The organism is Leptospira stimsonii, assembly GCF_003545885.1.
In the GTDB taxonomy this organism is placed as follows: Bacteria; Spirochaetota; Leptospiria; order Leptospirales; family Leptospiraceae; genus Leptospira; species Leptospira stimsonii.
Window position 1 is genome coordinate 1,433,614 of the sequence record NZ_QHCT01000001.1, and the last position, 24,983, is coordinate 1,458,596.

Genomic DNA, 24,983 nt, shown 5'->3' on the forward strand with positions numbered 1-24,983 from the left:
GAAGGGACGGATTAGTAAATATAAAATTTCCTGACGTGATTTCTGAATTATAGATCCGATATTTTGATACTCTGAAAATTATCATTTTATCAGTAGATGAAAATCAAGAACGTGAATCTGAAATAGTTTTGATACAAATATAATTACAGGAAGAACAGCTCCGAGCGGTAGACGATTCGTTTTGGTCAACAAACGCTACGTCGAAGGGAACGTAAGACGAGGGATTCGAGTTATCGGTTTCATTTATGGAAATAGTTTTCCAAAAAAATGAAAGGACTGGTTTCAAAGAAAATTCTTAGATTCTATCGGAACAAAAATCAGATTTTTTTCTTGGAGGGAATTTGACTCGGTTTCGAAAGTATTTTGGAAAAGTTCGTTTTGTAGGATTCGATTGAGATCCATTCTTTCCCGGAAGTGGGACGCTTCGAAAATCGATTCGAAGTCTTCCGTAAAAATAAAACTACTCCACTAGGTCGGAAGACAACAATCGAACTTTGTATTTGGAGGCCATCTTGAGGAGCTGTTCGTCTTCGATCGAATGTATGTTCTTTCCCTTATGATAGTTCTCCACGGTGAGAACAAAAACGGTATAGTCGTATTTCGAAGCGAGTCGGAAGTACGGTTCCAGTTCCCAAGAAAGAGTAAACGTATTGTCTAAAAAGATTTTTGGAGTTCGTTCTTTCATCGCTTTTTCGGTTCTTTCCTCGCAACTCTTATACGCGAGGTGATTTTCCGTATATTGGAATCGATATTCTTTTGTCTCCGGGTTTGTAAAGTAGTCGTCGACGGAAAAGACGGGATACGTTCCGTTTTCGGATAAGAGTTTCGCCAATGCGCTTTTTCCGGCCCCGGGAAGGCCACGGATGAGAATGAGTGCGGATTCTAATTTCATCGTTTTATTGGAAAAGAAGGAGTTCCTACTTTTCAAAGGATCTTTCGCTTGCGTTGGAGTCAAAAGATTCTTTTCAAACGATTCTTACCTTTCTCTCAAGACGAGAAAGAAGATTCTCCTAAATCCATTTAAAAATGGAATCGAAGGAGAGATTCTCTGTAAAAGATCCCAAAGTGACGCTTTCGATTCTTCTTTTACTTTACAAATACGCGGAATCTGATTAGCCTAGAAGAAAGATCCATTGAAACAACCTTCACGCTCAACGAGAGCCCTTGGAACAAAAAAGGACCAGAGTAGAATGAAATATTTAGAAACCGAGCAGATCATTCCCGCGAAGGGAATGTCTTATACAATGTATGAAGTGGAAGGAGAGGATCAGATTCTTAAGATGATGACTTATATTCCGAACACGGACGAAATTCATATCTACCCGAAACCGCCAGTCAAAAAATTATACAAACCCGAACTTTGTAAGGTGATCGACGAACTCGTATTTTCTGAACTCTGGAAATTGGGAGAGGAGAGAAAGGCGGCGAAGTAAAGTAGAAGTGAGTTCTGGCCTCGGAGAGAATCGAACTCCCGACACAAGGATTTTCAGTCCTCTGCTCTACCGACTGAGCTACAAGGCCGAACTCATGGACAGCATAGAAAAACAGGCTTCACTGTCAACGAAAAAGATCACAAACGACTCCTTCTTCTCCTTAGTACCTTCCGGAGAATGATCGTATGTCTTTCGAGTCAAAAATCTGCGATCCTCTGCTTCGAATTCTCGAACGCGAAAGGATGGTGAAAACGCAAATCGTTTCGAGAGGAATTCGAGACAAGAACGTTCTCACCGCGATGCTCTCGATCCCGAGGGAATGTTTTGTTCTTTCCTCGTATTCTTCCCAAGCCTACGAAGATAAGCCGCTCCCGATCGGTTGCGAACAAACGATCTCACAACCGTTTATGGTAGCTTGGATGTCGACGTTGCTCGAGATTCAAAAGGGAGATCGAGTTTTTGAAATCGGAACCGGCTCCGGTTATCAGAGCGCCGTCCTCATTTCACTCGGCGCTCGGATATACTCCGTAGAATTTTTCGAACCTCTTCACAAAACCGCGATTCAAAATCTGGAACGTTGGAAACCGGGAATTACAAAACGGCATCGTTTTGTTCAGGGAAGTGGCCCCGAGTTTCTAAAGTCCGGACTCTTTTTTGAGAAGATGATTTCTTGTGCCTCGCTCTCGGAACTTCCGGATCGGGAAAGCCCTTACTTTCGTTCCTTGGTTCCGGGTGGAATTTTCTTATTTCCGTTCGGAAAGGAAGAACAGGTTCTGATGATCGCCAAAAGAACGTTAGACGATTGGTCCTTCCGTAGTCTGGGTGGGGTTCGTTTTGTCCCTTTTTTGGGAAAAGAATTCTAAGGTTCTTTTTCTAAAGATCGACTTCGAGAATTCAGTTCTTCTTATAGAATCTTTCCCAAAGTTGAAGAGGAGATCTAACGAGAATCGTCGTACAAGGAACGGTTTTGTAGGAATTCCTACACGGGAGTTTTTGCTTGCGAAAAGTTTGATTTTGTGATAGAGGAAAATCTCCGGAAATTTTCCGCCACCCACCCCTCCACCCAAAAATAAGGGTGGGGCGCGCCTTTTTACAGAGAGGCGTCGTAGTTCCAACAGATCGTTCTTGCGATTCAAAACACTTCCGGGGAAGTGAGTTTTTTTTTAGAAGAACCCTGGAGAATCAAAGACAAAATCGTTTTTGTTTTCTCTTTCGGAATCGCATTTTCTCTCCCGACTGGTTCCTTCTTCCGTCGATTTATTTCTTTCGAATTTTCGGATGGATTCGGAAAATTCTTTGAAAAGATAAAATTGTTTTCGCGTTTCTGTCTTTCACCTCACTATTTTTATTGAGTTTATATATTCAATTTAATTAATGTTATGTTACTACGGCTTTTCTTTTTTTAAAAGAATCTCGAATTCGTATGAGAGCGGGACTTTTAAATAAAGAAATTTTTGATTCCATTCTGCAATTCCAAAAACGGAGGAAGGGACTGCGCAAACCCGTTCTTGAATCCAATGAACTTGGCATTCAAAGATTTCGGGTATTTTTCTTTTTCAATAACAAACAGGATTCGGCATAAAAGAACCGATTGGAAGTTTTTGAAAATCGACTTCCATTCTTTAAATAAAACTTGTTCGTAGATTTCTTTTTACTAGGATAGGTTTTTCAAACTCCCGTTTTTTTTCGACATCGAAGAATTCGATTCAATTTGACTTCGATTCTTTTCATTCCTTTTGAAAAAGGGATAAAGTCGGAAATGGCCCTTGATATTCAAACAAAGTAAAAAAAATTCAAAAAGAGATTAGAATATGGAATTGCTAAACCCTAAGAAAACCGAATTTGCGCACCTGGATGAAAAATCCAGAAACATCATGAAACGGACCATCGAGTTCTTTGAAAAAAAAGGAAAGAATAAGCTAAAGGAAGACGATCGTCATCAAACTTGGTACGGAGACTTTCTTGAATTTCAAAAAGAGGTAAACGCTTTCGCAACTCTGATGACGCCTGCCGGTTACGGTGATTCCGACTCACGTTGGGATACGACTCGAATCTGTGACTTCAATGAGATCACCGGCTTTTACGGTCTTTGTTATTGGTATACTTGGCAGGTGACGATGTTAGGTCTCGGTCCGATTTGGATCAGTAAGAACGAAGAGATCAAACACAAAACCGCGAAACTTCTCAAAGAAGGTGAGATCTTCGCCTTCGGCCTTTCCGAGAAGGAACACGGAGCGGATTTGATTTCGAGCGATATGATTCTCGAAAAAAAAGGGGATGGTTCCTACGTCGCGAACGGAGACAAATACTACATCGGTAACTCGAATAAGGCGGCAATCGTTTCCACATTCGGAAAGATGAAAGAGACCGGGAATTACGTCTTTTTCGCCGTCAATTCTCAACATAAGAATTACGAGCTCATTCAGAATGTCGTAAACTCTCAGAGTTACGTGGGAGAATACGCGCTTCACGATTATCCGATTTCGGAAAACGAGATTCTTTCCAAGGACCGGGATGCATGGGACGCTTCCTTGAGCACGATCGCAATCTGTAAATACAATCTTGGTTGGGCTTCTATCGGAATCTGCACACATTCTTTCTATGAAGCGATCAATCACGCGTCGAAGAGAAAGTTATTCAATCGTTACGTGACCGATTTCCCTCAGATCAAACAGATGTTCGTCGACGCTTATTGCAGGTTGTTTTCGATGAAACTTTTCGCTTCGAGAGCGAAGGACTATATGAGATCGGCTTCCGCTTCCGATAGACGTTATCTTCTTTTTAACCCGATGGTGAAGATGAAAGTCACGATGCAGGGAGAAGAGGTTATCAATCTTCTCTGGGACGTGATCGCCGCGAAAGGTTTCGAGAAAAATATGTACTTCGAAATGGCCGCGAAAGATATTCGAGGACTTCCTAAGTTGGAAGGAACCGCACACGTAAACATGGCTTTGATTATCAAGTTCATGCACAATTATTTCTTCGAGCCGAATTCTTCACTTCCCGTAATTCCGAAAGTGAATGATTTCAAAAACGACGATTTTCTCTTTAACCAGGGTGCGACTACAAAAGGTTTTGAGAAGATTTCTTTTCATGACTATAACACTGTTTATGCGAGTGTAGATCTTCCGAACGTGAAAATTTTTAGAAAACAAATCGCTACACTCAAAGAATTCTTGGAAAAGACACCGCCGGATGGAAAACAAGCGAAGGACCTCGACTTCATGTTGATCTTAGGAGAATTGTTCACGTTAGTCGCTTATGGACAACTTCTGATCGAAAACGCTAAGATCGAAAAAGTGGAAGACGATCTCTTAAGTCAGATTTTCGATTTTATGATCCGGGATTTTTCCAAATACGCTCTTCAACTCTATTCTAAGAGAAGTAGTAGCGCGGAACAAATGGCAAAATGTCTCGAGATGATTCGTAAGCCCGTGGAAGACGAGGAACTCTTCTTACGAGTTTGTGCGAAGGTTTATTCGTACAAGGACGCTTACGAGATGGCTCCTTGATCTCATTTTGAGGAACGGACTTCCTGCGTCCGTTCCTGTGAGAATATCTGAGAAACGCGGAAGTTTTTTCTTAAGAATCGAATCTTCCGCGTAGTTCTTCCCACTTTGCCGAAACGGACGAGAGAGTTGGAAGAAGAATCGTTTCAAACACTTGTTTTGTTGTAGGAACTCCGACGAAGAGTTTTATGCTCGCAATCATTAGAATTTTGTGATAAAGGGAAATCTCGCCTGAGGTTTTCCCGCCACCTCACCCCTCCACCCAAGATTAGGGCGGGGCGCGCCGTTTCACGGTGGATCGTCGTAGTTCCGACAGATTTCATAAATCTTAAGTGGATCCTTAAAAACCAAGGGTTCCTTTGTCGCTTCGATCCAAAATGCGGGAACTCCTCAAGGAAACCTTCCATAGAGCAATCTATATTCTCTTATCGCAAATGGATTTCAGAGTTCGTGTTTGTATCCAGCTCGAAAAACCTGACCGCCTAACTGAATTGGAAACGCGGGGGTTGGAGAAAGATTTAAGATGGTTCCTAAGGATTTGCTTGAAGTCGAATCATATTTGGATGCGAAGACCGTTTCCACTTCCAAAAAAATATGACCTTTGTCGGTGATCCTTGCCTGCGTTCCGAACAACCAGTGAGGGGAGAATCCGGAAATTCTAAATTGAGTGTTTTCTCTGACTGCCGTCGGGTCGGGGCCGTCTCGCAACAGATCTCGAACCAAACTCAATTGAGGAACGCTCACGGAAAGAATATCCAAAGTATCTGCTACACTTTTCGAATCGTTTCTTCCTCTGAGTCCCCAACCTCCGGTGTAGTAGTTGAGTCCAACGCCCATATAGATGGCCGTGTCCTCCGACACTTCCATCTTGATTCCGATCGTCGCCGGAAGGATGATGGATTGAAAATTCCAATTCGCATCGATAAAACGATAACCTAGGAAGCTGGCCTTCGTGACTCCGCCCGCAATTTTCTGCGTATAATTTCCGGAGATTCTCCAAAAGAAATACTTACCAAAATCCTTCTCAAAGCCGACGATTAGATTTCCTCCGACCATCGCACCTTGCGTACTATCTGCCTGAAAAACGCCACCCGTTGTTCTTGCGATCGTGATCAATCGATTTTCGGGAATTACTAATCTCCGAAGTGCGACACCGCCGGTCCTTCCGTTAGAGCTACATCCTTCCGTACTCGGGTTACAGGAATTCGAGGACTGCACAGAGAAATATTGACCCGAATTAATCCCGTCTTTTGTTATCGTCTCGCCCATATTCCCAAGATCAAATTGAAGACCCAAGCCGGTAAGAAAGTAGGATTTGGCGTTTATATTCGTATGAAAAAGAATCAAAAGAGAAAGCAGACAAATTCTCTGAAAAAGAAAGAAGGGAGGTGTGAAAGGACTACGTAGAATCATTTACAATTGGAAAAACTTTTCAGCTTATAAAAATTAGGAACCTATATCGAAAGGAACTCCTGTCAAGATTCTTAAAGGGTTTTTGATCCGTTGATATAAAAAAAAGGCCCTCCAAGCGGAGAGCCTCTTTTCAAGAAAGGTCTTTGAATTCGATCTTAGAGTTCGTGTTTGTAACCGAATCTATAAATCTGACCACCCACAACGATTGGGTAAGCAGGATATGGAGAAAGGTTAGACGCGCCACCGACAGACTGAGTTTTACCAACAGAGTATGCCGCAGACATGATCGTTTCAAGTTCGATAAAGACGTGACCTTTGTCGGTTACTCTCGCTTGAGTTCCGATCAAGAAGTTAGGTGCGATTCCGGAAGCTCTGAAACGAGTGTGCTCGCGAGTTGTAACTGGATCCGTTCCATCGCTCAACAAGTTTGCGATTGAAGTAGCGCCTGCTGCGGTAAGAAGGTCGTAACCACCTTTGATATTGTTCATACCATTCAAAGACCATCCACCGTTGAAGTAGTTTAAACCAGCTCCCATATATACAGCGGTGTCTTCCGTTACGTTGATCTTGATACCAACAGTAGCAGGAATCACGATCGAGCTGAATCCCCAAGTAATGTCTACGATGCTATAACCAGCAATATCAGCCTTAGTCACACCACCGGAAATCTTTTGAGTGTATTCCGCCGCAACTCTCCAGAAGAAATACTTTGCAAAGTCGGACTCGTATCCAACCATCAAGTTACCACCGACCATCGCTCCCTTTGTGGTTCCAGCGTTGATAAGTCCACCGGAAGTTCTTTCCAATGTGATCAGTCTGTTTTCAGCGGGGATTGCGCGTCTTGGTGCAACACCGATATAATTACCAGCTCCTGCAGCTTTGGAAGGATCTTGAACGCAACCTGCGTCCGTTCCTACCGTACAAGTATTGGAAGATCTAACAGGACCATAATAAGTGGCCGCATCCAAACCATCCTTAGTGATTGTTCCACCCAATTGCCCCAGGTCTAATTGTAATCCAAATCCTACAATACCGTATGATTTTGCACTTAAGCTTGCCGCCGAAGAAAATAGGGCGAGGACAAGCAACACCTTACTCATGTTACGAACCATTGATAACTCCTTACTCACGATTCAATTTGATTTGATGTGTTTCCGGAGGTTATGTATATTTCCTGAATCCCGGACACAGGGTGAAACTTTAGAAGTTCGCGGATTAGTGTCAAACAGGATTTCGACAAAAGACTGAAAAGTTCCCAAAATTCCGAGAACGAAGAAAAAAATTCTGATTATAATATAACAAATGTTATGATTGAGTCTGCGAGAGAAAAGAAGGACAAAAATCGAAACGGAATTTTGAAAAAGAAAATAAAACAAACGATGTACAATTTTTGGTTGGGAAAGAATCGAGCCCATTCGACGGAAAGTTTTAGAAAATCATGATATAAAAAGAGCGGAAGGTTCTAAAATTTAACGTTTCTTCTTGCGTTTTGTTTCGAAGGAGCTCCAACTAGAACGGACATTCCAATCGATATCTGTTTCTTAAGGAAGAACTTGATTCCTTTTGTCTAAAATCTTGGAAGTTCAGAATCTCGATACGCCCATTTCGGATCTGAAGAATCATCTTCATTCTCTGCGGAAAACGGACACGTTAGGCGAAATTCCTTTTGCACACTTTTTAGCCAAAGAGGTTCGCAGACAAAAGGGATTCAAAATTCTCCGCTTCCGAATCGGAAAGCGGAAGGGTTCGGTCGGAAATCCTTTTCGAATGCGAAATCGGAATTCCTGCGAAACAAAAACGGGCAAGACAAAGCGTTTTTTATTCTTGTCATCGTGTCCTTCTCTGCGAGACTCATCTTGAAACCGTTGGGGGTGGGGCAAAATGTTTGCCTCTGAGAGAGTCCCCGGAACCTGATCAGGATAAGGCCTGCGTAGGAAAACGGATCATACAAAAGATTCTTACTTTCGAGTTCAACGTCTAACGTACGTTTTATGGAAAGGAAGTAGAATTCTTTTTATCGTCTCTTTTTTTACGATCCCTTGTTCCCCGTTCCCTCTCCAAACCTGCGGCCAGGAGAATGTATGGAACCTACTCAAGAATTTCAAGTCCCTCTAAAATCGATTCAACTCACCGACGGGACGAAGTATCAATGTTATCACACGGAAGGCGCGCTTTCCGGAAAACTCCCTTCGGATTATAAGAATGGGATTCCCAAACTTCGAAAGGCATGGGTTGAAAAAAGGATGGATCGTGGAGATACGAATCATTCACAGATGTATTACGCAAAAAAAGGGATCATCACTGAAGAGATGCGTTATGTGGCCATTCGAGAAAAGATGTCCGAAGAATTCGTTCGTTCCGAGATCGCTTCCGGACGCGCCATTCTTCCTTCCAACCGAAATCATCCCGAGTTAGAACCTATGATCATCGGGAAGAATTTTTTGGTGAAGATCAACGCAAACATCGGGAACTCGGCATTGGGTTCTTCCATCGAAGAAGAAGTGGAAAAACTTCATTGGTCCGTGAAATGGGGCGCCGACACGGTGATGGATCTTTCTACCGGAAAGAACATTCATGAAACGAGAGAATGGATCATTCGAAATTCTCCGGTTCCGATCGGAACCGTTCCGATCTATCAGGCTCTGGAAAAGGTAAAAGGTAAAGCAGAGAATTTGAATATTCAAGTTTTCTTAGAAACTCTAGAAGAACAGGCGGAACAAGGAGTCGACTACTTTACGATTCACGCGGGAGTTCTTCTTCGTTACATTCCTTGGACTGCTAATCGTGTGACCGGAATCGTTTCGAGAGGAGGATCGATTCTTGCGAAGTGGTGTCTTGCGCACCATAAGGAGAATTTTCTCTACACTCATTTTGACGATATCCTCGGGGTGATGAAAAAATACGGAGTTTCTTTTTCACTCGGAGACGGACTTCGTCCCGGCTCCATCGCCGACGCAAACGATAAGGCTCAGTTCGGAGAATTGGAAACCCTCGGTGAATTGACAAAACGCGCCTGGGCGGAAGACATCCAAGTGATGATCGAAGGTCCGGGTCACATTCCGATGCATCTCATCAAGGAGAATGTGGATCTTCAGATGAAACTCTGTCAAGAAGCTCCGTTTTACACGTTAGGCCCTCTTGTCACGGATATCGCTCCCGGTTACGATCATATCACTTCGGCGATCGGCGCCGCGATGATCGGATGGTTTGGGACGGCTATGCTCTGTTATGTGACTCCCAAGGAACACCTCGGTCTTCCAGACAAAGAAGACGTGAAACAAGGAGTCATCGCATATAAGATCGCGGCCCACGCGGCGGACTTGGCGAAAGGACATCCGGGTGCGATCGAAAGAGACAACCTTCTGAGCAAGGCACGTTTTGAATTTCGTTGGGAAGATCAGTTCGCTCTCTCTCTGGATCCGGAAACCGCTCAATCGTTTCATGACGAAACCCTTCCTCAGGATCGAATGAAGACCGCTCACTTTTGCTCCATGTGTGGCCCACATTTCTGTTCCATGAATCTCACGCAGGAACTCAGAAAGTTCGCGGAAGAAAAGGGCGTGGACGAGAATAAGGCGCTTCAAGTCGGAATGGAAGAAAAGTCGAAGGAGTTTTTGGAAAAGGGCGCGGAGATCTACAGCGCTCCTTGATCGACTTCGCTTAACAATCCGACCGAGCCATTCTAACCGGACGGATCGCCGAATTCTCTCAAGGCGTTTTTAGTCGCCTTTTGCGAAATCAGCCTGCAACGTAGAGTAGGCGGGACTTTCCAATCGGACCGGCCCTTCCGGTTTACAAAGTTCCGCTTGATCTTTACGGATTCGGCGACGCTTTGTAGAAAAGGATGCGCTGAGTTTTCGTTCTCTTGCTTATGAGTTGTGAAACTCTGAGCTTCTTTCCTTTATGCAAGGGAATGCAGAACTCCCGTGTCTTCCCCTCGCTGACTTTCAATGAAGGAATCCTACGAAAAAGATGAGAGATTGACCAAAAAACCGCAAAGAAAAAATTCGGAACGCCCCTCATTGATCCATTCTTTCTGATTCCTTTGAAAGTGAATGGAAACGGGAGGAGTTCAACACCCTTAAAGAGTCCGAAAAGACCTTCGTTAAAAGGAATGGAAGAGTTAAGCGAAAAAAAAGTCCGATCGGGATCGATTCAATTACGACTAACGTTCTTCGATCGCGACTCTTAAAATCTGTTCTCCGAGGTCGATCTTCCCGTCTGACGTTCGAATCGTGGAACGAATGACGTCACCTTCCTTGAGATATTGAGTTCGTTTGCTTTGTCCATTGACAAAGAGTTCCCACTTCTTCTTTTCCGAAAGAAATCCTCCGAGAGCTTGTATGAGTTTCCCGGGAGCTCGAAGCGCACAACCCGAAGGTGTTCCGGTCAGAAGAATATCTCCGGGAGAAATATTACAAAATCTTGATAGTTCTACGATGGTTTCCAAGGGTTTAAAAACGAGATTGGAAGCTCTATCTTTTTGCCGAACTTCTCCGTTTACGGTCAGATTCAATTCTAAGGATTCGTAGCGCGCAAAGTCCCCTTTTTCTAAAACGGAAAGATAAGGTCCTACGGGACAAAATGTTCGATAAGATTTTCCCTTATACCATTGCAACTGCGGAAGTTGAACGTCTCTTGCGGAAACGTCGTTGGCCATAAAAAAAGCCGCAACGTATTCTTCTAAAATTTTGGAAGTTGGATCCAAAGGGGAATCAAATCCTTTTCCGAAAACGAGCCCGAGTTCGATCTCGTAGTCTAAAAGTTCAACGTGAGACGGACGAACGATTTCACCGAACGGACCGGAAAGGGATGCGTCCGACTTCGTAAAGAAAAGATTGTAATTCTTATCATCGGGATCGAGACCCGATTCGATCAAGTGTTGTCGATAGTTCGCACCTTGACAGATGATTTGGCACGGCGCAGTGATCGGAGAAAGGATCGAAACTTCCGAGACGTCGATCCATTTTTTACCGGTAACCTTTTTCTTCTTTTGAACGAATTCTAAAAAATCCGATGTGGAAAGGGACCCGCATTCCAAAGAATGAATTCTCTCGTTCGCAACAAGTCCCCATTCGAACCGATTCTTTTTGCTAAACCGAACATAATTTTTTGCCATAGTCCTTTCCTATTAGAACTTTATAAAATATGAATTCAACGAATCGAATTCTCTCAAATCGTAAATGGATTTCCGCGGACACATACTCTTCATTTTTGAAGGAAGTCGACCTGAGACCGGACCGCTTTTCTCGCTTCCCTCAAAATGTCGAGCATCATAAAGACGTGAAACGCTTCCGGATATTCTTCGTACTGAATTTGAACTCCGTTTTGTTTACAATTCTCGTAAAACTTGCGATTATCCGCCAAAAATATTTCAGCGGTTCCGATCTGAAGAAGAATCGGAGGAAGCCCTTTTGTGTTTCCGTAAATCGGAGAAAGAAGAGGGTTTTTCAGATCCTGATCGGGTGCGTATTCCTTTGCGGATTGGATTAGGAATTCTTTCCCCAACATCGGATCGTCATTCGCGGTCAAAAGAGAATCCGGATTCTCCATACTCAGATCCAACCAAGGAGACATGAGGATCAACCCGTTTGGAAGAGGTTTGTGCAAATCTCTCAATTGATAAGCGACAGCGACCGCCAAACCTCCGCCGGCGCTATCGCCTAACAAAAACCAACGACCGGAAAGCAAATTTTGATTCTGAAGAATTTCGACGAGACGAACCGTTCCATCCAATCCTTTAGGAAATGGAAACTTGGGAGGCATTCCATAATCGACTACAAAGGCCGCCATCGAAGTCTTTTGAATCATTTTGGAAACGTAATTCCACTGAGTGGCAAAGGGTCCTTTGATATACGCGCCACCGTGGAGATAGATCAAAACTCCGTTAGACGAATTCTTTTTATCCAACCAAAATCCGTTGGCTCCGTCGACGCTGATCGATTCTACGGAGTGACGTTCTCTTACTTCCTTTGTTGGGAGTGGAGAATCTTTTCGAATCAGATTCATCACGTTCGTATGTTTGAGAACGAGCTTTATAACCGGCATCGGATTCCAAATCAGATATCCGATAGCCAAAAGAAGAATCAAAACGGAAAAACTTACGATTCGTTTCATATTTACTCTTGAAGAATCGTCTTAGGTGACTTTTGCGTTTGCGATCGACTTTGCAAAAAATCCAGGAAAAAACTTGTGCAAGAACGTCGCGAAACTTTCACGAAAGCCTGCGATGATGATCTCGTTTTTCCCAACTGCGATTGCATCCAAAATTTTTCTCGCACATTCATCCGCAGAGATTCCCTGTTCGATGATGGAATCCATTTTTCCTTGTTTGGTTCCGTCGCCTTTGAGTGCGTTGTTTGAAATCTGAGTTTTGATAAATCCGGGATAAACCAGAGTGACCTTCACTCCTTCCTTTCCGTTTTCGGCACGAAGGGCTTCGTAAAAGCCGGTAAGAGCCGCCTTACTCGCGCTATATCCGCTTCGAAGCGGAACTCCGAAGAGCCCGGCAACGCTCGAGATGGAAGAAAGCACACCCGATTTTTGTTTCCTCATAATCGGAAGAACCGCGAGCGAAAGCGCGATATTTCCGAAATAATTTACGTCCATGAGCTTCTCATACGTGTCGATCGTGGTTTCATACGTATAAGAACGTTGGCTGATCCCGCCGTTGTTGATCAGAACGTCGATTCTTCCAAACTGATCGATCACCGTTTTCGGAACATTCTTTAGTTTTTTATAATCTTCTAAATCTAACGGAAGAACGAGGCTGTTTGCCTTGGTCAGTCCGCATTCCTTTTTGACTCTTTCCAGTTCTTTGAGTCTTCTTGCGGAGAGAACGATTTTTGCTCCACGTTTCGCCGCTTCCTTGACGAGTTCTTCTCCGATACCGGAAGAAGCGCCCGTGATCCATACTACTTTGTCTTTGTAAAAAGTTTCGTTCATTGAAGTCCCCTTTGATTTAGGATGAAGATTCGATACGTATCTTCGTATTAAAATTTCTTTATAAAAAGCGATTTTTCTAAGGAAAGGGAATCGATTCAAGGATTCTTCGGATTCGTAACCGAATTTTAGAATGAAAATACGAGGATCCGGTTTTAAAAAAGGAATCCCGTTTGAAAGAGCGCCGAATTCTTCAATCGGTCTTATCGAGAGTGTGGATCTCGATATCCAATGCTCGCACCGAAAGATGGATTTCCACCAAACAGATGCAAAGCGAAGCCACGAGAAACAACAAGGCCAATCCGAAAAGAAACCAAGCAGTCTTTTGAAGATCAAAGGCCAAGACGGTGAGACAAGAAGTGCACGAAAGAAGACTCAGGATTCCAATACTCTGCGTATATCGGATCAGAGAAAGACGAAAGCGGAGATTTTGAATTTGAGAAAGAGTATCGGGGTCTCTTTTCTCTTGGAACTTGGCGATCAATTGTCTTGCCAGATTTGCCAAGCCCAAGAAGCGATTCGTATAAGCGAGCATCAGAAGTGAAATTGCCGGAAACAGAAGACCGGGAGTATTGAATGAAAGAGGGCTCATCGTTATTATAGAAGAAGAATGGAACGTCCTCACGTGCTGTAAAGTTTCATTTTTTTTTCGAACTCGCATTTTCGTGCTTAAAAAAATCTCGCCCGAATTGACAACGATGATAAGAATATTCCTAGGAATGATATGAATACAGAATTGAATCAGATTTCAAAACCGGATCTTAGCGTGCATAGAATTTTCGAAATTCTTGGACTTCTCTCCTTTGTCCTTCTTTCCATCTCACTCGGATATCAGTTGATCCATTTGTTTTCTTTGAAGATCACGGAACATTCTTGGTTGTTCTGGGTTCTTCCTTTGGTGATTTTGATTTCATGGATCGGAGCCGATTTTATTTCCGGTTTGGTTCATTTTTTAGGTGATAGCATCGGTTCCGAGAAAACACCGATCTTAGGTCCGGGATTTATATTTCCCTTTCGAGATCATCATGTAGATCCGAAAGGAATTACGAGACACGATTTTGTAGAAACAAACGGAAACAATTGTCTCGTGTCTCTTCCGATTTTGATTTATTACGTTTTCTTTTGGAAGTCTTCCGGAATCGTAAGTTCTCTGATCGCTTTGTTTTGGTTTTTTCTCCTCTGGGGAATTTTTGCGACCAACCAGATTCACAAATGGGCGCACCAGGATTCTCCAGCAGGGATCGTAAAAATATTACAAAAATATAAAATGATATTAGGTCCGGAGCATCACAAAATCCACCACACCGTTCCTTATGATACGTATTTCTGCATAACGACCGGCTGGCTCAATCCGATTCTAAGATATATTCATTTTTACGAGATTCTAAGATGGATTTTGAGAATTCCTCCAGCGGAAACGGTCAGAATGGAAGAATCCACTTCCGGACAATGACAGGAAGAATAGAGAGAATGAAAAAGCCCTCTCCCAGAATTCTATAGAATTGATTTTTTTGAAAAGAGTCCTCTCGATAAACGATCCATGCGGGGATCAGATATCCAAAAGTATAATATAAGAATTCTGGAATGAACTTCGGTTGTTTTTCGATCCAAAAAAAGTTCAAAGCCAAACCTAAGAATGCAAGAAAAAATACGCACGTTTTTAGCGCACTAGGGGAAATTTGTCTAAGGATGGAGACGACGTTTTCTTTTCGATCGAGTTCTCGTTCCATATAAGAATTCATAAAGGAATTGGAAAGAGCCGCGAGAAAAAATAAAAGACAAGGAAATCCGATCTCGGTTTTCGTTTTTGAAGTCAGAAGAACGGGTCCGAACCAAACTCCCGCAGTGTAAAGAATCGATACGGAACATTCCTTCCAAAAAAAGTCCAGTTGAAGATAGGAAAAAAGAACGTGAAAAGCGACGAAAATTCCAAGAATCATTCCGGCGGCGACGATCCATTCCCGTAAAAATAAGATCGAAAAGATAAAACAAAGAAACGATAAAATTCCGGTCAAAACACTTAAGAATATCAAGTTATCGTAATGAAATCTGTGTCGTGCATTGACGCTTTTTTTGCCGAGTTTCCAGCCGTCAACGAGGTGATCTACGGTATAAATGACCCAAACCGCCATTGGAAGAAGAAACCAGAACGACACCCGCATCTTCGTTTCTAAGATCGTGGACGCAAAGAGTGCACAAGCAGTCGCTCCCAGAACGATATCGACGCTCAAAACGTTCCAGTAGAAGAGCGTCCTTTTGAAAATCCTATGAAACAGATCCATTCCTTGTTTTAAAGATAGGGAATTCACCGCAATTTTACTCTGATAATTACTCGATTCGTTTCAAGAAGAATTCGGAACGAGTTCCTTTCGTTATCCGAACGATGCCGCGAAAATTCAAAGGAAGGAACGGCGCACCGAGAAGGAGAAAAGAACGCTTGATTAGGTTCCTTTTTTTAGTTGGAACCGGAGTTCGATTCCTTCTTTTTGAAATCGCGAATGGATTCGTTTGATATATTCGTGCCTGATGGCAAACTGATCCGTAAATTCCAAAGAAGGAAGGGTGACTCGAAAATCAACCGAGTTCTCACCAAATCGTTGATAGCTGAAAGAAACCTCTTTTTCTTCTCCGGTTTTGTAGAATTGTTTTAAAACGTCCTTAGCGATTTCGATCGAGATCGATTCTACCTTCTCCAAATCGCTCTGAAACGAAACGCCCGATTCGATTGTAATCGATAATTCCTTGCTGGGAAGGTCGAAGTTCGTAAACACGGAAGAAGCCATCACCGAATTGGGAACCACGATCGTGCTGTTGTTAAATCTTCGAATCGTAGTGGATCGCCAAGTGATATCCTGCACGTAACCTTCCAAACCGTCCCCTTGTAATCGGACCTAATCACCCTTCTTGAGTTGTTTTCCCATGAGTATGCTCAAACCGGAAAATAGATTGGATAAGGTCGGTTGTAAACCTAACGCGACCGCGAGACCTCCTACTCCGAGCGCTCCTAAAATCGGCGCGACCGAAATTCCAAGCGATTGAAGAATCAGTAGAACTCCAATGGCGAATAACGTGATTCGGATCACGTTGCTGATGATGGAAGCGGAGGAAAGAAGTCCTTCGGTCATTTCCGAATAGGTCTCGAACACGGCAGAGAATAAACGAACCAAGGAAAAGGTAAGTAGAATGATTGAGATAATCTTAAAGGATAAAAAGACGAATTCTTCCGTGTTGGAAGACAGTTTTAGAAAGCGTAGAAAAAGATAAGACGCGAGTAGAAAAAAGAGAAGCCTTATGATTCTTCTTCCTGCCTTATAGAGCGGATGTGAATTCTGGATTCTATTCTGAAAGAGAATCCCCGAAAGCCTCGGAATAATTCTATCCCCGAATAGGTAACCTAAAAATAAGACGAAGATAAAAACGCCCGCGGAAGTTCCTAATTCCAAAAAGAATTCTTTTGAAAACCAGGGTTGTAAGACATTCCAATCCATAGGATCAGTTTTTAAGGAAATCTACCGTATGCAAGACCAAATCCGTTTATTGGAGTTCGGTGTAACATTTTAAATCGAATTCCGAATTTTCAAGACGAGGCTAAGATGAAAAAAATTCTATCGATTCTAATCGTCCTTTTCGGTTTTTCAATAGGTGCGTCTCCGATCAACAAGACGTTTTGGAAAGATTTGGCGATCAACGGTTACGATCCTGTGGCTTACTTTACATTAGGAAAACCGATTGAAGGCAGGAAAGAATTCCAATATCGTTGGATGGATGCCGATTGGAGATTCTCCTCCGCTGAGAATTTAAAATTATTCAAAGAACATCCAGATCAATATGCGCCGCAATTCGGCGGTTACTGCGCTTACGGAGTCGCATTCGGTGAAAAGGTCTCTATCGATCCGAAACAATGGAAGATTGTAGATGGAAAACTTTATCTCAACTATGATCACGACGTACAGGTATTATGGGAAAAGGATATTCCGGGTTGGATCCAAAAAGCGAGAAAGGAATGGGAGTCGGTTCGAAAAAAATAATAGAAACCTACTTCGAACTTTGACTTTGGTGTGTCGATTTTCGGTCAAAAAGAGATTCGATAACTATGTCTTCTCCGCGAAATCGCGATTTTAGGATGACAGGATAAAAAACATCTCCAATCTACTCCAGAATTAAGGAGAACAGGGAAGGGATGTCCAGACTGCTTGATCGTTTCACAAAAAAGTCGAATAAAAGAATTCTCTGGGAAGAACTTCCGAACCTGCACTCGGATTCGGAAGACCCGGATTTATTAATCCGAAGTCTGATTTCGGAAAAACTCGCTCTCGGAATTCGTGAGATCGTTTTTTGTCTTCCTTCGAGGGAAGCCGAACGTCTCAAAAAGTCGCACGACTTTCCTAAACTCGTTAGAGATCTAAAACACGGCGGTTTTACAATCTCTTCCGGTGATAGCGACAAAATTCTTTCCGGAATCGGAGAATCGTCCGAGAAGTTTTTCAATTTTTTAAAAAACCGACCTCAACCGTCCGCGTGTTTGGTTTGGACGGGACACGGACTTGCAAAAGATTTAGAATTAAAATATCATGATTTTCTAAAACATCCCCACGCGGTTCATTCTTATAATCGGGAAGCGGAACCGTTTCGTCCTTCCCGGTTTACGATCCGTGTGAAGTTGCTTTCGATCGTTTCAGCGATCATCATGATCAGTATGAGTCTTATGATTACGATGGCTACATACTTCTTCCGGAAATACAGCGAAATTCTTATCCAGGAATATAACCTTTCCCTCGCGAGATTGACCGGACTTCAACTTAGCGGAAGGCTGAAAGAAGCGACCTTGAAGATCCAAGACTTTCGTCCTATCGAATCCGAAAAATTCTTCCGTGCGAACGGAAACGCAGTCGCCTATGTTCGTTTTAAATTAAAACCCGGTGAATCCGTTCGAGAAATCAGCTCCCTTTTTTGGAATCTGAAATTCTTAAAAAATAATTCCGTCACCGGAGTCCCCGATCCAGAAGCGCTGAAAGCATCCTTGGAAAAGGCGTCTTCTCGACTTTCCGGAACATTAGAAGTTTTGAATGTTTCTTCCGAGTTCGGTTTTCCCGCCGTTGCGGTTCTTTTGCCCGTCTCCAATGGGACAGAAATTTCGGGTTTGGTCTTTTCTGCGACGGAGTTTTTGGATTCTTTTCTCGCGGTTCGTCAAACCGATTTTTTCCAGATGCTCGTCGTGGATTCTTCCGGTAATTTGATCGCTCACTCGAACGATAAGGAGGCGATCTCCAATAAGGATTATAAAAAATATCCCCTTGTGGAAACCATGCTTCGAAGTCCGTCCGATAACGGTTCACAGCGCTTCGACTTTGAAGAAAGGGAAGTGTTGGGCTCCTATCAACAGTTGGAAGTAGGAGGCCTTGGTGTCATTTCCACGTTAGACGCCGATCTCGCGTTCGAGGCTGTATATAAGATCAGAAGACAAAATCTTCTGATCATGATTTCCGTTTTATCGGTTGCGTTCTTTGTCGTTTTTGTATTTTCGCGATCGCTTACGATTCCGATCATACAACTGTTGCAGGCGACTCGCAAGGTAGAACAGGGAAACTATGCGGTCGACATTCGACCTACGACCCACGACGAAGTCGGCGTTCTTACAAACTCATTCTTGCGAATGGCGAGAGGTCTCGAAGAAAGGGAGAAGATCAAAGATACGTTCGGTAAGTTCGTCAACAAGGAGATCGCAGAAAGAGCGTTGTCGTCCGATCTGAAATTGGGCGGAGAGAATCGGGAAGTCACGGTTTTCTTTTCAGATCTTCGCAATTTCACCGGGATGTCCGAAAAGATGAAACCGGAAGAAGTCGTGGAATTCTTGAATCAATATTTCACTGAGATGGTGGAATGTATTTACCTCACACAAGGAATCGTGGATAAGTTTATCGGCGACGCGGTTATGGCCCATTGGGGCGCGCTCGTTCACGACGGAAACGAACCTAAGAATGCTATCAACGCGGCCTTACTAATGCGAAGAGCTTTGATCGAGTTCAATCGGCAAGGACAAGAGATCGGACGTCCGTTTACGAGATTCGGTTGCGGAATCAATTCTGGTCCTGTGATCGTCGGTCAGATCGGTTCCGAAAAAAAATTAGAGTTCACCGTGATCGGAGATACGGTCAATCTCGCTTCCAGGATCGAATACTTAAACAAGGAATTCGGAACGGACATCTTGATTTCCGAAAGCACTTATCTTCAAGCAAAGGATTATTTTCAATTCGTGGAACTTCCTCCCGTTTGGATAAGAGGAAAGGAAAAACCGCAGAGCATTTACGCCGTATTAGGTTGGAAAGACGATCAGGATTGTCCTAAATCCTTGGAAGAATTGCGCACGTTATGCGGCATTCCGGACCCAGAATCACCTTCCCGGTCTTTAGCATGAAACTTTACTCCAAATTCAGAAAGGAAATCCAAGTAGGAGCGTTGTCTCTATTCGTATTTTCGATTTCCCTTTTTCTTTTTTGGAAGGAAGATACGGCGGATTTCGGAGAAGGGAGAAAGGAAACCGTCGGAAATATCACGTTTAAATATAGAACCGCTCAGAGAAAATTTTCGGATCGGATGATTTGGCAGGATGTGGAGCAGAATTTTCCGATCTTTAACCACGATTCGGTGAGAACCGATGAGTTATCGGAAGCGGTGATCACTCTTTCATCCGGAACAAAATTCGAACTTGATCCGAGATCGATGATCGTGATCAACTTAAAAGAGGATGAGGAACTATTGGAACTGGAGGAAGGTTCCGTTCGAGTTCAATCCGAAAAACCGGTGACCCTAACATCCGGAAAAACAACTTTGAAATCGGAAAACCAATCCGCTCTGTTTCGCCTAACGCGAGGAGAAAGCGGCGAAGAGAACGTCGTAGAATCCACAAAAGGGAGTTTGCGATGGATCGGTTCGAACAAGGAAAGTGTCGTTCTCAAAGAAGGAGAAAAAGCGAAGTTTGTAAACGAATCTTTCGCTCAGTTTCGGGAAGAATGGGAGCTTTTAGAACCGCAGGACAATCATCGAATTTTTCCCGATTCGGGAGAGGCGAAAATCTCCTTTCGTTGGAATTCGAACGGCGCGGCATCCGGATTTTTAGAAATTTCTTTGAATCGAAATTTTTCCCCGCTGATTCTTAAAAAAGAAATCAAAGGGGAATCGGCGGATACGAATCTTCCTGAAGGTATTTATTATTGGAGAATATTGTCTTCCGATCGAAAGAAAAATTCCGAGACCAGAAAATTTAGAGTTCTTCCGAATCCCCCCGTGACTCTTCTCTTCCCATTAAAAAATACTTTGCTAGAAGGAAGTTCTCTTCAATCCTTTCGATGGAAACCTTCCCGTTTAGCCACGGGATACATTCTTGAAATTTCGGAATCCGTCGATTTCAAAAAGGGTCTGCGGCAATTGACCGTGTTTAAAACTTCGATTTCGATTCCACTTTCCGCAGGGAAATATCACTGGAGGGTAAAGTCGTTTTCGAATTTGCCGGGAACGGAATCGATTTCGGAAACAAGATCCTTTCAGGTGGAGAAAAACGAATCCGTTCCGCAAGAACTGCTTTCCGCGGAAACAAATCCTGAAACAAAAACGGTTCCGAAAGAAGAATCGAAAGAAAAAGAAAATCAGCTTCCAAAGGAAGTGTCCAGTCTCCCGGTTTTGGTTTTTCCAATCAAAGGCAGAGTGGTCGATATGACAGGGCAAAATTCAATTGTATTCCGATGGAAACACGGAACCACTTCTCGAGATCAAAAATGGAGTCTAACCCTGTACGGAACAAAGGGAGAATCGATTCTAAAACGAAGCGTAAGCGGAGAATCATTTCGTCTGACGGACCTCAGCGTTTTGGATGTGGGAAAATTCTCTTGGTCCTTGTCACAGGATGGAAACGATTCCAGCCAAGTTCGATCGGAATTTAGGATCGAGTTGAGAGAAGACTTAGCGGCTCCGGAAGCGAAGGCCAGCGGAAAAAAAGGAGAATAAACGTTTGAGATCATTGTGCGCAAATCTTCTGTTACTGTTCTGCCTGTTTATTAGTAATTCTGCATATTCGGAAGATAAGAAATACACGTATTATATAGAATGGAACGAAGTAAAGGGGAGTAACGGTTATAAAATCGAAATCAGAAAGAAATCTCTCGAAGATACGCTCGTTATGGAAGAAAAAATTTCCGTAAACAGCTTGGAATTTAAGATTCCTGCAGGAGAATACGAATTTAGAATTTCAGCGCTCAATCGATTTGGAAAACCTTCTTCTTGGAGTCAGTGGTCCGCATTCGTCGTGGAGCAGGATCGCCCGAAAAGTGTGGTGGATGCCGAGAAGAAACAAGCGCATGCGGGGAATTCTCAGTGGAAGGTTTTAATTCCGGGTTTACTTCCTTTGGAAAAAAAGGAATACGGTAGAGCGTCCCTGGTCTTTTTCTGGTTCGGCGCTCTCGCGGTTGCGGGTAACGCGGAAAGAGCTGCCGGAAATTCACTTTCTCAATCAGGCACGAACGATTCCGCCTTTTTAACGTTAGTTGCCTTGACATCTCCGCTTCCAGTCAGTTATTTCTTTCTTCATCAGAGGGAAGAGGACAAAAAAGAATACGATCGACATCAAAATAATCAGGTGAGTATAGGCGTATTAGCCCTTTTGAGCTATGGTTTGAACGTCTGGTTGGAAAAACGTTCTTTTCAATCTACATCCGTTCTGATAGAATCAAAACCGGAATACAGCACAAGATGGGCATACCCAAGTTCACAAACAAATTCGCTCTTTTCTTTGGGAAGAGTCGAGATCAGTTTTCGAAAAGAATTCGAGTGAATTCTGCGATCCAAAAGATCGGAGGATTTATGGACGAAATGATTAAGTATATTATAAAATATAAATATATAGTTTTGTTTGTTTTTATTTCGCGCTGTTCCGCTCCTTTTCCGGATCTAAATTCGGGCGCTTTGTTTTTGGCGCTATTAAATACGAACGCTAGTTCTCAAACTTCCAGTTCTTCGGACCCGAATCTTGCCTTCAAATATCTTTTTGTGACTACCGGAACCTACTCGGGACTATTGGGCGCTGGGACAGTAACCGGAGCGGATTCCGTCTGTAGCGCCGAGAAAAATGCAAACTTCGCTTCTTTACCCGGAGCAGGGGCAGACTATAAAGCTCTGATCGTGTCCAACTTGGCTCCCATTCGAAGAGCCTGCAATGCGACCGCAAACTGTACAAACAGCGCGGAGAATTCGAATTGGGTTCTTCTCGCTAATCGAGATTATTATCGAGGCACGGTGGCGAACCCGGTGAAAGCCTTTACTACAAACTCGGCAGGAATTGCGATCTTTCCGATCGTATCGTTCTTCGATTCGAGTGCGGCAAACCTATGGTGGACTGGATTAGCGAACGACTGGACGATCAGCGTGGGTGATACGTGCAATAATTGGGCCGATGGAAGTGGTGGTTCCACCGGTGAATTCGGAGCCGGCGCCGTAACCAATGCGAATGCGATCAACTCGGGCGGTTTTTCGGATCCTTGCAACGTAGCAAAAAAATTAGTCTGTGTACGACAATAAATTCAGTATCTATCTATCGTCTAACGTGATTCCTTACGATCGGTTCTCTTTTTGTTCCCGCGCTTCGGGAAGGAACGAATTTTGATTCATTTTGATTTTTGAGAAATGAATCTTTTTTCTACAATCTCATCTAAACAGTAAATTAGGGAATACTGTAATTCTAATATTCTTTTTGGGAATGTAGGAAAGTTGGATAGAATTTAATAGGAAACTTCAAATAAGACTGGCCGATCCGATTTTCCTTTTTAGTTTTGCATTCTATGAAACGCAATTTTTTCCCGAGGATTCTGTTCCTTTTGTTCCTTTTGTTCCTTTTGTTCCTTTTGTTCCTTTTGTTCCTTTGCGGATGTAGCGGGATCGACGGACCGCAGTTGGTAACTGAAGATACTTTCGAGGATCGAAAATCTTCGGCGATCCGATGGAAACTACTTTTATGTTTTCCGGTTGATCCGTCTCAGATTCCATCGACAAAGACCGATCTTTTGGGTTCGATTCTTACCGGAGTTGTCGCAGGATTTTCTTCTGTCATTCCTGACAAAGGGGCGCTTTATCTCGAAAAAGACGTCGATTTTTGCGAGCAGAGTTTGTTTGTAACTCCATGCGGAAATACCTTGGAGGAATTTGCGCTCAATCATATGAGCACCTTGATTCAATCCTGCGAACCGAAGATTGCGTGTATGGGTGGAAAGGACCATCCCGGTACGGGAACCTTCTGCATCGATTGGGATCAATAATCGTTTAACAACTTTGATAAACGACGATGTATACGAGATTCGTTAAAGCGGAGGATTGGAAAGAGATTCTAAGATTTTTCGGAGCTCCTTTTCTTCGGGTCCGTATAAATTCCACTGTATCACATCTGATCCTTGAAAACGTTTCCATCGCCAATCGCCGGTGGAGGAAGCTCTGTGTGGCGCGGTTTTTTTATCACCTTTGAGTTCATCCGAATAGGGTTTTTCCGAAATCGAATACCACCACAAAAGAGTCGGTTCTTCTCCCGAAGGACTTTTGAGCCGGGCTTTCTGAATTCCATCGTCTTCTCCTTGTTCCACGAATGAAAAACCGACGGCCTCGAAACAAATTCTTGGATCATGTCCCGTTCCGATTGCAAACAGATCACGCTTTAGGATCAGATAGTTTTTTTCGAAACGATAGGTTGCGATTCGAGAGTCTTCTCGAGTCGAATCAGGATCCAATTCGAAGGAGAGAATTTTGCGCGGCCAAGTGTGCGTTTTCGGTGAAATATAAAAATCTCGCGAGAGAAACGCGACTGTCAATACGGGAAGAAGCCACAACGCAGTTTTTGGGGGAAATTTCAAAATCGTTCGGGAAAGGGATGAAGACTCGTTATCGGAAGACTTCGGGAAAAAGAGCGCGATCAAACCCAAAGGAATAACAACTCCGCAGATAAAAAATATCGTTCCCACGAACTCGTGTCTCCAGGATGCGGCCGGAATATTAAAAAGAACTAATACAATAACTCGGATCCAATTGGAAAAAAACCAGAGAGGAATCGCAAGAATTGAAATCAACGCCGCACCTTTGCGATCGGAACGAAGTAAAAAGGCGACTGCGAGAAGAAGCGAGGCAAGACCCATTTTCATTCCTTCGCAGGCCTTATCGACGGTGAACGGCATCCCGTAGTAAAAAATCTGGTTTCCAAGAGCGGAAGAGGACGGATCGAAAAAGCGCAAAAACCAAGCGCTCCATTTTGTTACGAGCAATCGAAGTTGAAATCCCAAAAAGAGAGAGCCGAATCCGGTGATCGGTGGAATTGCGAATACGAAAAACGGAGCGGGCCAGGTAAAACGAATTCCGCTTCCGTGGAGAAGCGCGAGGAGATTCCAAAAAGATCCGATCCAAACGAGACTCAATCTTTGATAAAAAATTCCCGCGACAACGAAAGAAGAGCCCGGCAAAAAGAGCCAGGCGTTTGTCGGCTTCTTTTCTTTACCAAGAAAAAGCGGTAAAAAAAGAAGCGGATACAACTCAAACGTAGAACGAATGCTAAGTAATCCCCTTCCTACCAAACCCAACGGAATCAAACACACTCCGATCGACGCGAAAATAGAAAGAATCGTTTTACGAGACGCAGACATTCAATTCACTCGAATTCGGA

At 43.3% G+C, this 24,983-nt stretch carries 20 protein-coding genes, 1 tRNA gene, 1 pseudogene and 1 riboswitch; of the genes and pseudogenes, 11 read left to right on the forward strand and 11 right to left on the reverse strand.

The genetic code is table 11. The annotated features are described in order from the left end of the window. Window positions 1-460 precede the first annotated feature (460 nt). On the reverse strand, window positions 461-892 hold the full coding sequence (locus tag DLM75_RS07155; RefSeq protein WP_118967730.1) for an AAA family ATPase: 432 nt from the start codon (window positions 890-892) through the stop codon (window positions 461-463). A 298-nt stretch (window positions 893-1,190) separates the two neighbouring features. On the opposite strand from DLM75_RS07155, the gene DLM75_RS07165 reads away from it, so the two are divergent. Further along, window positions 1,191-1,433, forward strand: a complete 243-nt coding sequence (locus DLM75_RS07165; RefSeq protein ID WP_069609334.1) for a hypothetical protein — start codon at window positions 1,191-1,193, stop codon at window positions 1,431-1,433. A 15-nt stretch (window positions 1,434-1,448) separates the two neighbouring features. Here the strand turns inward: DLM75_RS07165 and DLM75_RS07170 are convergent. Continuing rightward, window positions 1,449-1,521, reverse strand: a tRNA-Phe gene (locus DLM75_RS07170). 97 nt (window positions 1,522-1,618) lie between these two features. Here DLM75_RS07170 and DLM75_RS07175 point away from each other — a divergent pair. Together DLM75_RS07175 and DLM75_RS07195 are read left to right on the forward strand one after the other, a co-directional pair. Then, complete coding sequence (locus DLM75_RS07175) at window positions 1,619-2,296, forward strand: protein-L-isoaspartate O-methyltransferase family protein (protein WP_118967732.1); 678 nt, start codon at window positions 1,619-1,621, stop codon at window positions 2,294-2,296. Between the two features lie 948 nt (window positions 2,297-3,244). Next, window positions 3,245-4,945: an acyl-CoA dehydrogenase family protein gene (locus DLM75_RS07195; protein ID WP_118967736.1), complete on the forward strand. Its 1,701-nt coding sequence runs from the start codon at window positions 3,245-3,247 to the stop codon at window positions 4,943-4,945. Window positions 4,946-5,383: 438 nt separating this feature from the next. Here the strand turns inward: DLM75_RS07195 and DLM75_RS07200 are convergent, their stop codons facing one another. Both DLM75_RS07200 and DLM75_RS07205 read right to left on the reverse strand, forming a co-directional pair. Then, window positions 5,384-6,355: a porin OmpL1 gene (locus DLM75_RS07200; protein WP_118967737.1), complete on the reverse strand. Its 972-nt coding sequence runs from the start codon at window positions 6,353-6,355 to the stop codon at window positions 5,384-5,386. 155 nt (window positions 6,356-6,510) lie between these two features. Further along, window positions 6,511-7,467 carry a porin OmpL1 gene (locus DLM75_RS07205; RefSeq protein ID WP_118968020.1) on the reverse strand — a complete coding sequence of 319 codons (957 nt, stop codon included), beginning with the start codon at window positions 7,465-7,467 and terminating at the stop codon, window positions 6,511-6,513. A gap of 745 nt (window positions 7,468-8,212) precedes the next feature. Next, a riboswitch (TPP riboswitch) is annotated at window positions 8,213-8,309 on the forward strand. 127 nt (window positions 8,310-8,436) lie between these two features. On the opposite strand from DLM75_RS07205, the gene thiC reads away from it, so the two are divergent. Then, window positions 8,437-10,005 carry a phosphomethylpyrimidine synthase ThiC gene (gene thiC, locus DLM75_RS07210; RefSeq protein WP_118967738.1) on the forward strand — a complete coding sequence of 523 codons (1,569 nt, stop codon included), beginning with the start codon at window positions 8,437-8,439 and terminating at the stop codon, window positions 10,003-10,005. 515 nt (window positions 10,006-10,520) lie between these two features. On the opposite strand, the gene DLM75_RS07220 is transcribed toward thiC, so the two are convergent. The 4 genes from DLM75_RS07220 to DLM75_RS07235 form a co-directional block, all read right to left on the reverse strand. Continuing rightward, a complete protein-coding gene (locus DLM75_RS07220) occupies window positions 10,521-11,474 on the reverse strand; it encodes a fumarylacetoacetate hydrolase family protein (RefSeq protein WP_118967740.1) in 954 nt (317 codons plus the stop codon). An 89-nt stretch (window positions 11,475-11,563) separates the two neighbouring features. Further along, window positions 11,564-12,472, reverse strand: coding sequence for an alpha/beta hydrolase (locus DLM75_RS07225; RefSeq protein ID WP_118967741.1), 909 nt, complete (start codon window positions 12,470-12,472; stop codon window positions 11,564-11,566). A gap of 21 nt (window positions 12,473-12,493) precedes the next feature. Beyond that, window positions 12,494-13,300 carry an SDR family oxidoreductase gene (locus DLM75_RS07230; protein ID WP_118968021.1) on the reverse strand — a complete coding sequence of 269 codons (807 nt, stop codon included), beginning with the start codon at window positions 13,298-13,300 and terminating at the stop codon, window positions 12,494-12,496. 190 nt (window positions 13,301-13,490) lie between these two features. Further along, window positions 13,491-13,958 (reverse strand): DUF2721 domain-containing protein, encoded by a 468-nt coding sequence (locus DLM75_RS07235; protein ID WP_118967742.1) that lies wholly within the window; start codon window positions 13,956-13,958, stop codon window positions 13,491-13,493. Window positions 13,959-14,021: 63 nt separating this feature from the next. On the opposite strand from DLM75_RS07235, the gene DLM75_RS07240 reads away from it, so the two are divergent. Next, window positions 14,022-14,750 (forward strand): fatty acid desaturase CarF family protein, encoded by a 729-nt coding sequence (locus DLM75_RS07240; protein WP_118967743.1) that lies wholly within the window; start codon window positions 14,022-14,024, stop codon window positions 14,748-14,750. Here DLM75_RS07240 and DLM75_RS07245 read toward each other — a convergent pair. Both DLM75_RS07245 and DLM75_RS07250 read right to left on the reverse strand, forming a co-directional pair. After that, on the reverse strand, window positions 14,719-15,561 hold the full coding sequence (locus DLM75_RS07245; RefSeq protein ID WP_429945431.1) for an LA_0991 family prenyltransferase-like protein: 843 nt from the start codon (window positions 15,559-15,561) through the stop codon (window positions 14,719-14,721). The genes DLM75_RS07240 and DLM75_RS07245 overlap by 32 nt on opposite strands. Window positions 15,562-15,738: 177 nt before the next feature. Then, window positions 15,739-16,785: pseudogene (locus DLM75_RS07250) on the reverse strand (mechanosensitive ion channel family protein). A 105-nt stretch (window positions 16,786-16,890) separates the two neighbouring features. On the opposite strand from DLM75_RS07250, the gene DLM75_RS07255 reads away from it, so the two are divergent. The 6 genes from DLM75_RS07255 to DLM75_RS07285 all read left to right on the forward strand — a co-directional run bounded on the left by DLM75_RS07255 (window position 16,891) and on the right by DLM75_RS07285 (window position 23,598). Further along, a complete protein-coding gene (locus DLM75_RS07255) occupies window positions 16,891-17,325 on the forward strand; it encodes a YHS domain-containing (seleno)protein (protein WP_118967744.1) in 435 nt (144 codons plus the stop codon). A gap of 152 nt (window positions 17,326-17,477) precedes the next feature. After that, window positions 17,478-19,712, forward strand: a complete 2,235-nt coding sequence (locus DLM75_RS07260; protein ID WP_118967745.1) for an adenylate/guanylate cyclase domain-containing protein — start codon at window positions 17,478-17,480, stop codon at window positions 19,710-19,712. Further along, window positions 19,709-21,298, forward strand: coding sequence for a hypothetical protein (locus DLM75_RS07265; RefSeq protein WP_118967746.1), 1,590 nt, complete (start codon window positions 19,709-19,711; stop codon window positions 21,296-21,298). The genes DLM75_RS07260 and DLM75_RS07265 overlap by 4 nt, the downstream gene beginning before the upstream one ends. A 4-nt stretch (window positions 21,299-21,302) precedes the next feature. Then, window positions 21,303-22,121 (forward strand): fibronectin type III domain-containing protein, encoded by an 819-nt coding sequence (locus DLM75_RS07270; protein WP_118967747.1) that lies wholly within the window; start codon window positions 21,303-21,305, stop codon window positions 22,119-22,121. A gap of 29 nt (window positions 22,122-22,150) precedes the next feature. Next, a complete protein-coding gene (locus DLM75_RS07275; protein ID WP_118968023.1) occupies window positions 22,151-22,864 on the forward strand; it encodes a DUF1554 domain-containing protein in 714 nt (237 codons plus the stop codon). Between the two features lie 371 nt (window positions 22,865-23,235). Then, complete coding sequence (locus tag DLM75_RS07285) at window positions 23,236-23,598, forward strand: hypothetical protein (RefSeq protein WP_147456613.1); 363 nt, start codon at window positions 23,236-23,238, stop codon at window positions 23,596-23,598. Between the two features lie 42 nt (window positions 23,599-23,640). Here DLM75_RS07285 and xrtN read toward each other — a convergent pair whose 3' ends face one another. Continuing rightward, a complete protein-coding gene (gene xrtN, locus DLM75_RS07290) occupies window positions 23,641-24,963 on the reverse strand; it encodes an exosortase N (RefSeq protein ID WP_118967750.1) in 1,323 nt (440 codons plus the stop codon). Window positions 24,964-24,983: the final 20 nt, after the last annotated feature.